Origin of the sequence: Synechococcus sp. CS-1328 (assembly GCF_025128095.1) — a bacterium.
Classification (GTDB): domain Bacteria; phylum Cyanobacteriota; class Cyanobacteriia; order PCC-6307; family Cyanobiaceae; genus CBW1002.
Genome location: NZ_JAHLYT010000072.1, coordinates 29,686 through 42,122, shown reverse-complemented (window position 1 = coordinate 42,122; position 12,437 = coordinate 29,686). Strand labels below are relative to the sequence as shown.

General features: G+C 66.5%; 14 protein-coding genes and 2 pseudogenes. 3 read left to right on the top strand and 13 right to left on the bottom strand.

Annotated elements, in window-relative coordinates; all coding sequences use genetic code 11:
• Positions 1 to 183 precede the first annotated feature (183 nt).
• Positions 184 to 783 carry a ferritin gene (locus KQ310_RS15585; protein ID WP_399238678.1) on the top strand — a complete coding sequence of 200 codons (600 nt, stop codon included), beginning with the start codon at positions 184 to 186 and terminating at the stop codon, positions 781 to 783.
• A gap of 23 nt (positions 784 to 806) precedes the next feature.
• Here KQ310_RS15585 and KQ310_RS15580 read toward each other — a convergent pair whose 3' ends face one another.
• The 12 genes and pseudogenes from KQ310_RS15580 to KQ310_RS15530 form a co-directional block, all read right to left on the bottom strand.
• Complete coding sequence (locus tag KQ310_RS15580; RefSeq protein WP_259722646.1) at positions 807 to 1,079, bottom strand: hypothetical protein; 273 nt, start codon at positions 1,077 to 1,079, stop codon at positions 807 to 809.
• Positions 1,080 to 1,081: 2 nt separating this feature from the next.
• Positions 1,082 to 1,675, bottom strand: coding sequence for a Crp/Fnr family transcriptional regulator (locus KQ310_RS15575; protein WP_259722645.1), 594 nt, complete (start codon positions 1,673 to 1,675; stop codon positions 1,082 to 1,084).
• Positions 1,676 to 2,176: 501 nt separating this feature from the next.
• Positions 2,177 to 2,608 carry a Fur family transcriptional regulator gene (locus KQ310_RS15570; RefSeq protein WP_399238716.1) on the bottom strand — a complete coding sequence of 144 codons (432 nt, stop codon included), beginning with the start codon at positions 2,606 to 2,608 and terminating at the stop codon, positions 2,177 to 2,179.
• 130 nt (positions 2,609 to 2,738) lie between these two features.
• On the bottom strand, positions 2,739 to 3,452 hold the full coding sequence (locus KQ310_RS15565) for a cation:proton antiporter (RefSeq protein WP_259722644.1): 714 nt from the start codon (positions 3,450 to 3,452) through the stop codon (positions 2,739 to 2,741).
• A gap of 32 nt (positions 3,453 to 3,484) precedes the next feature.
• A pseudogene (locus KQ310_RS16080) lies at positions 3,485 to 3,895 on the bottom strand (cation:proton antiporter); the annotation flags it as partial.
• A 126-nt stretch (positions 3,896 to 4,021) separates the two neighbouring features.
• Entirely contained in the window at positions 4,022 to 4,510 is a 489-nt protein-coding gene (locus KQ310_RS15560; RefSeq protein ID WP_259722643.1) for a hypothetical protein, read from the bottom strand.
• Between the two features lie 151 nt (positions 4,511 to 4,661).
• Positions 4,662 to 5,552, bottom strand: a complete 891-nt coding sequence (locus tag KQ310_RS15555; RefSeq protein ID WP_259722642.1) for a hypothetical protein — start codon at positions 5,550 to 5,552, stop codon at positions 4,662 to 4,664.
• A 38-nt stretch (positions 5,553 to 5,590) separates the two neighbouring features.
• Positions 5,591 to 6,097: a hypothetical protein gene (locus KQ310_RS15550; RefSeq protein WP_259722641.1), complete on the bottom strand. Its 507-nt coding sequence runs from the start codon at positions 6,095 to 6,097 to the stop codon at positions 5,591 to 5,593.
• 141 nt (positions 6,098 to 6,238) lie between these two features.
• A complete protein-coding gene (locus tag KQ310_RS15545) occupies positions 6,239 to 7,315 on the bottom strand; it encodes a lysylphosphatidylglycerol synthase domain-containing protein (protein ID WP_311134759.1) in 1,077 nt (358 codons plus the stop codon).
• A 50-nt stretch (positions 7,316 to 7,365) separates the two neighbouring features.
• Positions 7,366 to 8,673 carry a nickel pincer cofactor biosynthesis protein LarC gene (larC, locus tag KQ310_RS15540; RefSeq protein ID WP_259722640.1) on the bottom strand — a complete coding sequence of 436 codons (1,308 nt, stop codon included), beginning with the start codon at positions 8,671 to 8,673 and terminating at the stop codon, positions 7,366 to 7,368.
• Positions 8,673 to 9,317 carry a hypothetical protein gene (locus tag KQ310_RS15535; RefSeq protein ID WP_259722639.1) on the bottom strand — a complete coding sequence of 215 codons (645 nt, stop codon included), beginning with the start codon at positions 9,315 to 9,317 and terminating at the stop codon, positions 8,673 to 8,675. Before KQ310_RS15535 ends, larC begins: the two co-directional genes overlap by 1 nt.
• A 218-nt stretch (positions 9,318 to 9,535) precedes the next feature.
• Positions 9,536 to 10,153: pseudogene (locus tag KQ310_RS15530) on the bottom strand (hypothetical protein); the annotation flags it as partial.
• 153 nt (positions 10,154 to 10,306) lie between these two features.
• Between KQ310_RS15530 and KQ310_RS15525 the strand changes: the two are divergent.
• Complete coding sequence (locus KQ310_RS15525; RefSeq protein ID WP_259722638.1) at positions 10,307 to 11,140, top strand: tetratricopeptide repeat protein; 834 nt, start codon at positions 10,307 to 10,309, stop codon at positions 11,138 to 11,140.
• Here KQ310_RS15525 and KQ310_RS15520 read toward each other — a convergent pair.
• Positions 11,073 to 11,390 (bottom strand): hypothetical protein, encoded by a 318-nt coding sequence (locus KQ310_RS15520; RefSeq protein WP_259722637.1) that lies wholly within the window; start codon positions 11,388 to 11,390, stop codon positions 11,073 to 11,075. The genes KQ310_RS15525 and KQ310_RS15520 overlap by 68 nt on opposite strands.
• Before the next feature lie 160 nt (positions 11,391 to 11,550).
• On the opposite strand from KQ310_RS15520, the gene xth reads away from it, so the two are divergent.
• Positions 11,551 to 12,384 (top strand): exodeoxyribonuclease III, encoded by an 834-nt coding sequence (gene xth, locus KQ310_RS15515; protein ID WP_259722636.1) that lies wholly within the window; start codon positions 11,551 to 11,553, stop codon positions 12,382 to 12,384.
• Positions 12,385 to 12,437 lie beyond the last annotated feature (53 nt).

The window sequence follows — 12,437 nt, the reverse complement described above, 5'->3', positions numbered from 1 at the left end:
AAAACCGTGTCTTAAAAACCGTGTCCTGAAAACGGGATGTCTGACCGCCATCGTAGGAACGATTCCAGGGCAATTCACCACTGGCCAGGCCTGATCACCTGGCCGCGTGACCAATGGCACAGGGCGGGCCATGGCCGGTCTCTGCCTGGTCTGGGTACGCTGAACTCCACTGAACGACGATGCATGGGACCAGCCGAGACCAGCCTTTCCGCCGCCGCAGACGCGAGCCTGCCAGCCATCGGCATCGGGGCCTTCCGAAGACCCGTGGCCCAGGCCATGGAGCCCTCCTTGCTGGAGGCTCTGCAGGAGCATCTCATGTTGGAACTGCAGGCCAGCCTGTCCTACTGGGCCCTGGCGATCTGGTTCGGCGAGCGGGATCTGCGCGGCTTTTCCAGCTACTTCAAGCTGGAATCCGAGAGTGAGCGCCAGCACGCGGCCCAGTTTGCCGACTATCTCGTCGCCCGCGGCCAGGCGGTGCCCCTGGGCGCCATCCCCGCCCCCCGGCAGGGATGGATCGGGCTTGAGGAGATCCTCACGGCCGTCTTCCAGATGGAAGCCGATCTCACCACATCGCTGCAACAGATCTATGCGATGGCTGAACGAGCCGGCGATACACGCACCACCGTGTTTCTCGATCCCCTGATTCAGGGCCAGACCAACGCGGAAAACGACGTTGCCCATCTGCTGGGCCGGGTGCGGCTCAGCCAGAACCAGCCGGCTGCCGTGCTGCTGATTGATGGAGAACTCGCTGCGGGCCATCACAGCCCGGCGCAGCTGGCCTGAGCGGATCTGAGCTGGGGGTCGGGTCAGCTGCAGAGGGGACGACTGCAAAGTTCCAGCAGCAAAGCCAGGCTGATCGACTCCCTCAGTCCCTGGCGGCGGAGCACCAGGCCGGTGGCGCGCAGATCCTGCAGCCGCTGCAGCAGCAGCGTTCGCTCCCGCTCCAGGCGAAGGATCAGCCGCTGCTCCTGCGTGGAGCCGAGCGCTGCGATCACCTGACGGCAGCGTTGGCGCACGCCATCGGCTTCGCGGCAGAGGTTGGCGATCAGGCTGTCGCTGCAGCAATCGACTGAGGTCATGCTCAGGCGGCCGCCAGGGGTGCCGATTCCACCAGCTCAGGTGCCAGGCGCAGCACCGATTCGCCACTGGGCACCTCCAACAGCCGGGCCTGGCGGATGCGCGAGATCAGGCGGGTGGTGGTGACACGGGTGGTGCCGATCAGTTCGGCAATGCGCTCGTGGGTGAGGCGAAAGGGCAGATCACACCAGTTGCCGCAGCGCCGCCCCAGACGCCGTACCAGCAGCGACAACAGGGCATGCAGACGCTGTTCGGCGTTACCGAGATGGCGGATGCGCAGCAATTGCAAGGTCCATTCATTCACCGGATCGAAACCGCTGTCGGCGGCTTCGGTGTCGGTGCGGAACACCAGGGGGGTCAGGGCTTCGACGCAGACCCCTTCGCTGCAGAGACGATCCGTGCAGAGCTGGTCGCCGGGCTGGAGAAAGGCGAGGGTCATGCCTTCGGTTTCCTCGCAGGGGCAGTAGACGCGGGCAATCCCTTCCAGCACCTCGATGCAGCTGCCTTCGGCGCGCAGACCGGGATCGAGCAGCACGGTCTGGCCGATGGAGACCCTCACGCTGGAGGCAGGAGCGTCGGGCAGGAAACGAAAGCTCATGAATGGGAGTGGCCACAGGGAGCGCCAGGCGACCTGCGGGCTTAATGCGAATGACTCGCAACCTAAACAACAACGCTCCCTTTTTGCAAGCGATTCTCAATAACAACTGCTAGTTGCAAGGGCTTCGGGTCATGGGGTCCGTGCAGCGGGGCCTCGCCATGGGTTCCTCGTAAGGAGTCCTTGCCATGGGTTCCTCGTAAGGAGTCCTTGCCATGCGTTCCGGCCTGGCAGCGGGATCCGTGCGTGGGATGCGCGCAACGGTGCCATCGGTTGCCCGACGCCGTCGCATCCGTACCACCTGAGCCGCACTGCCCTTCCAGGCTGAACCCGACCAACGCACCGCACCGATGTTTCGTCTTCGTGGCGACCGGGCCAGCCTGCTGGCCGCACTCACGGCCCAGTGGGCCGAACAACAGTTGCAGCTTCCCGGGGCCTCTCCTCTCTCGGAGGCGTGGCTCTCCGCCCCAGGCTCCCCCAACGGTTCAACCAGCAGGGCCGCCTTCAGGTCGACTCGGCGGCGCAGCTCGGACAGAGGGCTCGCACGTTGAGCACGCACTCCAACATTCGAAAACCCTGCAACGTGGCTGCCGCCTCGCCGGCCGCCAGCACGGCACCGTTCTCGAACTCCTCGGTGCGGCCGCAGCGGATACAGACCAGATGGTGATGATCCCGATGCGTATCGCCGGTCAGCTCGAAGCGGCGTCCCCCCTCCGGCAGCTCCAGCTCCTGAAGCAGCCCCATCGAACTGAGCAACCGCAGGGTTCGGTAGACGGTGGCCAGGGAGACGCGCTCCTTGGCCCGCAGCAGGCTCTGGTGCACGTCTTCGGCGCTGAGGTGGGTTCCCTCACCGATCCGCTCGAACAGGGAGAGCACGCGCTGGCGCTGGGGGGTGAGGCGCTGGCCGCGGTCGTGCAGGCTGCTGCGCAGGCCCACCGTGCTGGGATCGAGGCCGGCGGGGCTGCCAAGGCCTGTGACGGAACGGGAGGGCACCGGAACTCGACAGATCTTCTCAACAATAGGCCCTGTTGAGAACAGCGGGTCCTGTTGAAACGTCGCGAGTCGATCAGGAGCGGCTGAAGCGCCCATAGCGCGCCACCAGGCCCAGGGCGCTGAGGCCATGGGCCACGATGCTGAGCAACACGGTGGATGCCGCAATGGAGGCGATCGTGCTGGCGTGGGGAAGCTCGCTGTCGAGCACCAGCAGACCGAACACCGTGCTGGCCAGGCCGCGCGGACCGCACCAGCCCACGAACCGGGTGGTCCAGAGTCCGATCCGTAGACCAACGGTCGCCAAAGCCACTGGCACCATCCGCACCAGCGTCAGGCTGAGCAGGCCATACAGCAGGGTGATGCTTGAAAGCTGACGGAAGCTCAGGGCCACCACCGCGCAGCCGAAGGCCACCCAGGTGAGCAGGGAAAGCACATCTGCCGTGGCTTCGGCGGCCATCAGGTCCTCCTGCTTACGCTCTTGCGGCGTCAGACCACCGAAGGTGAGACCGCCGCAGAAACAGGCGATGAAGCCGCTGCCTCCAAGCTGCTGGGCCAGGGCGAAACAGCAGACCGGCAGCGCGATCGCCAGAACCGGCTGCCAGTCGCTGGTGATCCAGCGACGCCTGAGGCAGAGATCGCGGCACCGGGCGGCAACGAAGGCCAGACCGCAACCCAGCAACAGCCCCAGTCCCACCTGCTCCAGGAACAGCCAACCCAACAGCACCACCCCATCGCCGGCGCCACTGCCCTTCTGCGCCATGGCCAGAAGGGAGAGCAGCACAGGCACGGGGGCACCGCCGGATTGGTCACCACCGATTGACCGAGGGCGGCATCGGTGGGGGCGAGCACAACTGACAGAATCGCCGCCTCAACCGGGCTGAGCTGAGGCAGCAGCCACTGGGCCATGCCCATGCCCATCAGGATGGTCAGGGGCAATCCAAGCGCCAGCAGGCGGATCGGCAGGCGCCGGCTGTCACGCAGAACCTGCAGATTGGCGCTCGCGGCATCGGTGAACAGGATCGACGCCAGGGTGAGTTCGGCGATGGTCCGCAGGTTTTCCGACGACACATTGATGCCCAGCCAGCCAAGACCCGCCGGCCCCAGGATCAGACCGGTCAACAGAAACACCACCGCTCCGGAGATCAGGGTCTGCTTCAGCCGCCCGGCCACCAGGCCGTAGGCATACACCAGGATCGCCAGAATCGCCCAGTCGAGAGACGACGTGATCATCGAAACCGGATCGTCGAAGCCGGATCATCGAAAGCGTGCTGGCTGGATTGCCAGCAGGCCACCTGGATCAACCCAGGTAACCCGTGGGAGCAGCAGAAGCGAAAGTCGAAGGTCCATCGACGTTACTCAGTTGCACCCCTGAACGGAGATGCGATAGCTGAAGCCGAGTGCGCCGGGATCACTGCTGGCACCCACCTTGAAGTTCATCTGGCTGGCCTGCTTGCCAGGAACCGCCTTGAAGGGGCCGAACATGCGACCGGTACCGATCGGCGGGTTCATGGATTCGTTGATCACCTGCAGGGAAGTGCCATCAGTGAACTTCATAAATCCCTCCACCGGATACTTTGCATTCGGATCAGAGGAATTGGCTGTAAAGAAGAACTTGAAGCTGCTGAAGGGCTGATCCACGATGAAATCCGTGTTCCAGTTCGGCCGGGTGAAGGGCATCACCTTGCCGCGCCCCACAGACTTGGACACGATCGGTGTGGCACCGTTGCCGCCGATCGGCTGCAAAAAGGTGCAACGCTCCTGCGCCTGAGCACCACCCATCAGACTCAATCCACCCAGAGCCAGGCCGACGGAGGAGAGCACCAGGGAACGCAGAACAAGGGCCATGGATCTGGGAGATGGGATCAAGAGCAGCCAGCGGCGAGACCGCCGCAGGCCAGAGATTAGCGGGGCCGGTTGTGCCGGCCCCGGATCTCCCAGATCTGCACCTACCCTCCGAAGCTCAGGCCAGGAAGCAAGGCCTGAACGGCCAAGGAGCTCAGACCGAACCGAAGGCCACCTGACAGGCCGCATTGATCAGTTCAGCTTCCTCGGCGCTGTTGGGGTTGCGTCCATCCAAGGTGCCGCGATTGCAATCGGCGGTGAGCTGGTAGGTCTCATCATCGGCCGTGACCGCGAAGGTCACCGCTGAGCTGCCGCTCGGCTGGACCGACCCATACAGCAACTGGTAATCGGTGTTTGGCACAACGATGTAGGTGGTGTTGCTGTTCATCGCATTGTCGACAGCGTTGTTGATGATCGATGCCGTCGCCAGGGTGCCGATCCCCCAGAGGGCCGCGCTGGCTCCCCACCAACCCCAGGAAGATGATCGAGAACCGTTATACCAGCCGGTATTCCAGGGACGGGCATAACCCCAGCCGGGGCGAGCCCAGCCGGCGTGGATGTTGACATCCCGCACATTCACCCTGCGGTTCCAGTTGACATCGCGATTGACATTGCGGTTGACGTTGCGGGTCACATCGCGATTGACGTTGCGATTGAGATCCCTGTTGGTGTTCAGATCCCGGTTAACGCTGCGGCTGCCAGTGTTGCGGTTGCCCATGCTGCTGGGGCGATTGAGGCTGGGGGGGCTCGGCGAGCTGACTCGGTTACTCCAGCCACCGGAAGGCCTGCTGGAACCACGGTTGAGAGTCGTGCCGGAACCACTGAAACCCGTGCGGCGAGTTCCACCCCCGCCGGAGCGCACACCACTGCCACCGCCGGCACGGACACCGCCGCCACCACCGGAACGCACACCACCACCTCCTCCACCCCGAGATCCACCGCCGCCGCGGGCGATCAGCGCATCAGCGGACGCTTCAGTCGATGCTGCAGTGGATGTCTTATCCAGGGGCTGTAGAGCCAGAGCCGGGGCAAGGGGAGCAGCCATGAAGCCGGCCAGAAGCAGGGACAGGCCTGCGAGACGTGTCATTTCTTCTCCACCTCGTGCTTGACCACGTCGCAGCCATCGTCGTAGCAGGTCACATTCACACGGCCGGCCTGATTGAAATGGACAATCACCAGATCACGGCCATCCAGGGAGGTTGGATTATCCTCCCGCACACTGTTGAGATAATTCGGGTTCACCACGCACAGATCCCGGTTGTTGAAGCAGATCGTGTTGGTGGAGAAGCGTGCACCAGCATTCACCAGAGTCTTCCAACCGCCACCCGACGTCTGCAAGGCCATAGTCACCGGTTGATCCGTGACACGGATCGTTGCAACCGTCTTGCCGATCGTGTGCCGATAGAGGGTGGCCTCGCCCTCGTCGATCGCCTCAACCGTGCAGGGCTGGGGAGCGCCGCCCTTGACGGTGCAGGTCGTCTCGAGCTTGTAGAGAGGTTCGGCGCGAACAGGTGTCGGAGACAGCAACAGAGCGGCCATGCCGGAGGCGATCAGGCCACCGGCCACGAGCCAGGAGTGTCGAGTGGGCATGAATGGAGCGAGCCTCAGCAAATCGCGGGGAATCGCTTTCATCGTGGCAAGGGGCGACAGATCGTCCACAACAAACTGCTGAACCTGAGGGATTTGTGACCTCATCGATGCGGCAGACCTGACCATGCCCCTTTGGTCAGCTCAGCGGGAGGCCCCAGTCATACCGGCCAGAGCCGCAGGCCGGTCGGCCCGGGCGGTCGCTGCCCCCAGCAGATCGGCGGCCGTGGTCACGGCGCGGTAACTCAGGGCCACCGCCAGCAGCGGCGCCTCCGGCAGCAAGCCGCCGAGGCGCAACAGCAGCACCGCCTCGAACACCCCCAGACCACCCGGCGCACCGGGCACCACCAGGCCCACCGTCCAGGCGAGGGCAAAGCCCGCCAGCCAACCAGTCCACTCCAGGGCGTTCTGCTGATCGAAGGCCAGCACGCAGCAGGCAAATCCGCCGAAGCGCAGCAGCACGAACAGCAGCATGGCCCCAAAAGGAAGCCAGGGCACACGAGCCGGCGGAGCAGTGCCTGGGTCGGCTGGCTCAGAGGCGTTCTCTGCAGACGATTCGGAGAGGGCCAGTTGACGGGCCCGTTGCTGTTCGAGCCGCAGCAGCAGGGGCTTCAGCCAGCGGGGAACCAGCAGGAGCAGGGGTAGTAGCCAGGGCAGGGCGCTCCACCAGCGTCCCTGGAGCAGGGCTTCCGGCGCCACCAGGGCCAGGGCCGCGATCGCCCCCAACAGGGGGTCCAGCAGCACTGCCAGCAGGGCCTGGCCAAGGCTTGCAGGGGTCGCCAGCAACGGGCTGTCGCCCCTGCGCAGGACCTGCACCCGGCCGGCCAGATGCCAGATCCCTCCTGGCAGGTACTTGCGCAGGTTGGTACTCAGATAGACGAGCGTCGCTGCGGCCCAGCGGGGCCGCAATCCCAGCCAGCGCAGGATCACGCCCCAGGCCAGGCCATTCACCACCAGGCTGAGCAGGCTCACGCCCACCCCGAGGGTCAGCCACCACCAGCCCTGGCGATCGAGGCCGTAGCGCAGCAGCTGGCGGCCATGCCCCTGCAACGCCGCCAACAGAAAGCCGAAGCTGAGCAGCGTCACCCAGAGCCGGGTTCCGCCGGGCAAGGGCGGCAGGGCCGGCAGCCTCCGGCTCCAGGCCTGCAAGGTGGCAACCAGAGACGCGAACCGCTGCTGCGTCCGGCTCAGCAGGTTCACAAGGGCGGGGGGCAGCGACACGGCGAGGGGGGAAGGGGAGCAAGGAAACGGGCGCCGCCGCGCCGTGGGACTCAGCGTTTCGCGTCCGGTTCGGGGGCTGCTCCGAAGGTGCCGAGACTATCGCCGCAGAACTCCGGCAATTCACCCTTCCCATCGCACAGCTCCAGGCAACGTTCCGCAAGCGCACGCACAACAGCCAAGGGCAGGCCATGCTGTCGAGCCAGGGCGGCCAGGTCGTCGTGTTCAGCCTTGTGCTGTTCACGGCCTTCGGGCCGCAGGTGACGCTTGAACCGCACCGGACCCAGGGGCGTGGCGAGCTGCTCAATGCCACGGGGCAGCACCCAGCGTTGCTGCGCCTGTTCCCGCAGCCCAAGGCTGGTGCTGTGCCGCCACCACACCTGCCGCAGGGCGGCCCGCTGGCCCTCGCTGACCAACGCGGTGATCAGGCTGCCCTGCCGCCCCTTCTTCATGCCGATCGGCTGGCTGAACACCTCAAGGGCACCGGCCTGGCGCAGCTCCTCGGCCAGGAACGCCAGATCTTCGGCGGTGGCATCGTCGATCTGGGCCTGCTGCTGAACGATCGTCTCCAGGCGGGGCTGAGGTCCAGGCGCCTCAAGCTCCAGTGATGGATCGCCGGCGGGCACTTCCACCGCACGGGCCAGGCAGAGGCGCAACAGGTTGGGGCGGTCCAGGCTGCGGCTGCCCAGCCCCACTCCGATCTGCAGGGGCACATGACTCGGCGCCGGACCGAAACCATTGCTCCAGCAGGCCGCCAGAGCCAGGCCCGTGGGGGTGGTGAGTTCCCCGGCCGGAAAACCCTCACTGGAGCCGAGCGGACAACCACAGCGCCGGGCGATCTCCAGCACGGCCGGTGCCGGAAGCGGCAGCACACCATGGGCCGTCTGGACTGTGCCATGGCCCGCCGGCGGCACCGTGCACCGCAGCGTCGTCACACCGAAATGAAGCAGCCCGGCGCAGACGCCCACCACATCCACCAGGGCATCGAGGGCACCCACCTCATGGAAATGCACCTGCTCGGGGGCATGGCCGTGAACCGTCGCCTCCGCCTCCGCCAGCAGGGTGAACACCGTCAGCACCCGCTGCCGCAGGGCCGGATCGAGTGGGCTGCTGCTCAGTTGTTGGCACAGGGCGCCCCAATGGCGATGCGGGGGCTGGGCCTCAAGGGTCTCCACTTCCAGATGCAGACCCCGCAGGCCACCACTGCGCCGCTGCTCAATCCGTAACTGATAGTGATCCGCCAGGCCGAGCTGCGCCAGGGGTGTATGGATGGCGGCCTCCGGCAGGCCCAGATCCAGCAGCGCAGCCAGCAGCATGTTGCCCGCCAGGCCGGTGGGGCAATCCAGCAGTGCCAGGGCCATCAGGTCGGGGCGGAAGCGGTGCGACCCAGGCGTGGCGCCGCTTCCAGCAGGCGCTCAGCAGTGGCCTCCAGGGCGCTGCGCTGCTGACGCAGCACCTGATCCACCTCACGGCGGGCCCGTCGCAGTTCCAGCTGGGCCGTGGCCACATCGAAGCCGGAGATACCCCAGAGGCGTCCGAGCAGGGCCCGGTCATCGGCGCCGCCACGCTCCTCGCCATAGAGCAGGGCCTCGGCAGCCATGCCGGCCTGAAGCACCCGGCTCCAGCGCCGCAGCTCCTCTGCCGGCAGTTTGGCGTGCTCCGGGGGATCGAACTCGGTACAGCCGGCGCTCTGCAGCCCTGACTGCAGGCAGGCCAGGCTGCCCACAAGGACCCGTTTGACCGGCAGGTCCTCGGCTTCCGCCACCAGCAGGTGGCCCGCTTCATGGACGGCGATGCGCCGCAGCCGCCCCTGACCGCCCGGAAGGGCTTCAGCCAGCAGGTGGCCGCCGCGGCCGCCGAAGCGGGCCGCATCGAAGCTGAGACTGCCCAGTCCCAGGGCCGCCAGCAGGGTGATCCACCAGGGCGAGACACCCAGCGCAGGGCCGACCAGAGCCAGCACGCTGACCAGCAGCACCGCCAATCCGGCCACGAGCGGCTGGGTCATGGTCGTCAGCGGCTGGGACGGCTGATGGCGCCGCGGTGCAGGCTGCCGGAGCTGCTCTCTCCAGGCGTTGGTACGACGGGGAGCATTGGGCCGCCGCGACCTGGCTCGTTACGGGCTGCCTCGTTACGGACTGGTTCCTTGCGGCCAGCCTCGTTGCGGACTGGTTCCTTGCCGCCAGCCTGCATGCGGCCTGGCTCACCGCCGCCACCACCGGCGCCAGCGCCAGCGCCACGGCGACCCTTGCCGCCGCGGTTGCCGCGTTGGCTCACCGGACCGATCACCTCGATCTGCTCCACATGCAGCTCCTGGCCACGCCGGCGCCCCTCCAGGGCCAAGAAGTGGCGCAGATGCTGCAGGGGCACATCGCCCTTGAGCTGGACCTTGAACGGAGTGGGGCGGCTGCCGTCGGGCTTGGGCAGCACCCGCACCTTGATCACGAGATCGTTGGATTCGGGCTTGGTGAAGATCAGTTCACCGCGGATCGAGAAGTAGTCATCCCCCTCCGGCAGGCTGTCGGAAGGAGGCTCGTCAGCGGTCTGGGCTTCGCTGTCGAGGGTGCTCGGCTCCCACACCCCCACCAGCTGAAGGTGCAGGGTGCCTTCATCACGGGTGCGGGGGTAAACCACCCAGAGATGGGGTTCGGCCAGATCGAGATGGCGCCGCATCAGCGTCAGCAGCCGCCCCAGCACCACGGCCTCCAGTTCGCCACCGTCGTCGGTGAGCAGCCGGCCACGGGTGAGCTGCTCTGGATCTTCCGGTTGATAGACGCCCCGCACCACACCGATGGCCCGGTACTGCAACGGCTCGGTGACCGGGGAAATGGGGTGTTGGCGCATCAGGGTTCGGGTGGGGGCCGGCCCATGAAGGCCACCCGGTGCAGCCCAATGTAGCCAGCGGATGTGGGGAGATCGACCGTCCAGGCCCACCCGGTCCAGAGCCAGTCCGTGCGGAGCCAGGGCAGACTCGGAGCCGCTGCCACCAACGCCACGATGTCCAGCCGCAGCCAGGTTCTGCGCCCAAGAGGCCTGCTGGTGCTGCTGCTGGCCGTGCTGGCCGTGGCCGGTGGCTGGAGCCTGGGCACGTGGCAGGCCAGCCGCCAGGGCAATGCGCAGCCCCGCGATGCCTTGCTGCAGCAACTCACCACCCTGGAGAGCCGCCATGCCAAGGGGCAGTCCAGCGAAGCGGAGCAGCAGCGGCTGCTGGAGCTGCTGGTCGCCCTGGATCGCCGGCCCGAGGCGATCGCCCTGCTGGAACCCATGGCCGATCGCCAGCCGGAACGCTGGAGCCTGAGGCTCCTTCTGGCCGAGCTGCGCCGCAACCAGAACGACCTGCCCGGCGCCGAGCGGGAGGTGCGCCAGTTGCTGAATCTCAAGCCCGATCGGATCGAAGCTCTGCAGCTGATGACCCTGTTGCAGCTTGAGCAGGGCCGCGGCGATCAGGCCCAGGCCCAGCTGCAGGCCACCCTCGAGCGCCTGAGCAAGCCCCAGGTGCGGCCCGAGGCGATGGGTGTGGGGCTGCTGCTGGCCGATCTGCTCCAGAAACGTGGCCAGCCAGGCCAGGCCAGGGCCATCTATCTGCGGCTCGGGGCCGCCTTCCCCAGGGATGTCCGGCCCATGCTGGCTCAGGCTCTGCTGCTGCAGGAAAAGGGAGACACCAAGGGGGCCCAGGAGCTGCTCGCCCAGGCCCGGCAGCTGCAGCCGGAGACCGTGGACCGGCGCCTTGACAAGGTTGCCGCCGCCTGGGGCCTGGCGCCCCTCAGGGGCTTGTCACCGTCTGGCTCGGCCCCGAAGCCGCCGGACGCTGCTGCACGTCAAAGTCCTTGAGGGCCTGATCCACCGCGTCGCCGGGCGGTGTGGCGTCATCCATGGCGGTGCCTTTGCGGATCTTGTTCATCAGATCCAGGGGGTTCGTGGTGTCGAGGATCGAGTCGCCCCGGCCACTGCCCGGGCCGTAATCGAGCAGATCCTTCTCCTGCTTGCTCATGCCGTAGGGCTGGTTCCAGCTCTGCTGCTGCGACTGGGCCTGGGCCTCGATGGAGGGCGCCAATGTGAGCAGCAGGGTCAGCAGAGCCAAGCCGCCACGGCACTCAGGCAGTCCCAACCTGGCCGGTGCGGTCATCGGGTGCGCGATCCGTCGCGGAATCTGCTGGTTGACCATGGCCACGCTCCATTCCAGGCCAACGATGCTAATGGCGATCTGCTAGTGGTCCGGAGGTCTTCGCTGCCGGTTCTCGATGCGCATCGCCACCTGGAACGTGAATTCAGTGCGCACCCGCCTGGAGCAGGTGCTGGCCTGGCTGGAGCAGGAACGGCCTGACGTGCTGTGCCTGCAGGAAACCAAGGTGGCCGATGACCTGTTTCCGCTGGCGGCCTTCGAGGCACTCGGCTATGCGGTGGCGATCAGTGGCCAGAAGGCGTACAACGGCGTCGCCATCCTCAGCACCTTGCCGATCGAGGACGTTCAGGTGGGCTTCACCGCCCTGCTCCCCGAGGATCCCGAAGCCCAGGGCCTGAGTGAACAGAAGCGGGTGATCAGCGCCTGGATCGATGGCGTGCGGGTCCTCAACCTCTACGTTCCCAACGGCTCCGCGCTCAAGTCAGAGAAGTACCCCTACAAGCTCGCCTGGCTCGCCTGCCTGCAGCGGTATCTGGATGTGCTGACGGAGCAGGGTGAACCCCTCTGTGTCGTGGGCGACTTCAACATCGGACTGGAGGACCGCGATCTGCACGATCCGGCTCGCCTCAGCGGCGGCATCATGGCCAGCGAGCCGGAACGCCAGGCCCTGCGCCAGCTGCTTGCCGAGCGGTTGGTGGATGCCTTCCGGCTGTTCGAGCCCGAGGCCGGCCACTGGAGCTGGTGGGACTACCGCAGCGGTGGCTGGGAGCGGGACCGGGGCTGGCGCATCGACCACATCTATCTCGACGACGAGCTGCAGGCCCAAGCCACCGGTTGCGTGATCCACAAACAGCTGCGGGGGAACGTGCAACCCAGCGACCATGCCCCCGTGGTGGTGAACCTGGCCTGGCCACCAGATGCGGATGGGGATGACGACACCGCCGCGGAATGACAGCGCAATGACGGGGGAATGACGGTGGATCTCAACACCGGATCTCTACACCC

Coding starts and splice junctions, on each gene's coding strand:
- KQ310_RS15535 (WP_259722639.1), bottom strand. CDS start 9,317: ATGACCCAGCCGCTCGTGGCCGGATTGGCGGTGCTGCTGGTCAGCGTG.
- KQ310_RS15575 (WP_259722645.1), bottom strand. CDS start 1,675: ATGAGCTTTCGTTTCCTGCCCGACGCTCCTGCCTCCAGCGTGAGGGTC.
- larC (WP_259722640.1), bottom strand. CDS start 8,673: ATGGCCCTGGCACTGCTGGATTGCCCCACCGGCCTGGCGGGCAACATG.
- KQ310_RS15525 (WP_259722638.1), top strand. CDS start 10,307: ATGTCCAGCCGCAGCCAGGTTCTGCGCCCAAGAGGCCTGCTGGTGCTG.
- KQ310_RS15555 (WP_259722642.1), bottom strand. CDS start 5,552: ATGGCTGCTCCCCTTGCCCCGGCTCTGGCTCTACAGCCCCTGGATAAG.
- KQ310_RS15585 (WP_399238678.1), top strand. CDS start 184: ATGGGACCAGCCGAGACCAGCCTTTCCGCCGCCGCAGACGCGAGCCTG.
- KQ310_RS15560 (WP_259722643.1), bottom strand. CDS start 4,510: ATGGCCCTTGTTCTGCGTTCCCTGGTGCTCTCCTCCGTCGGCCTGGCT.
- KQ310_RS15580 (WP_259722646.1), bottom strand. CDS start 1,079: ATGACCTCAGTCGATTGCTGCAGCGACAGCCTGATCGCCAACCTCTGC.
- KQ310_RS15550 (WP_259722641.1), bottom strand. CDS start 6,097: ATGCCCACTCGACACTCCTGGCTCGTGGCCGGTGGCCTGATCGCCTCC.
- xth (WP_259722636.1), top strand. CDS start 11,551: ATGCGCATCGCCACCTGGAACGTGAATTCAGTGCGCACCCGCCTGGAG.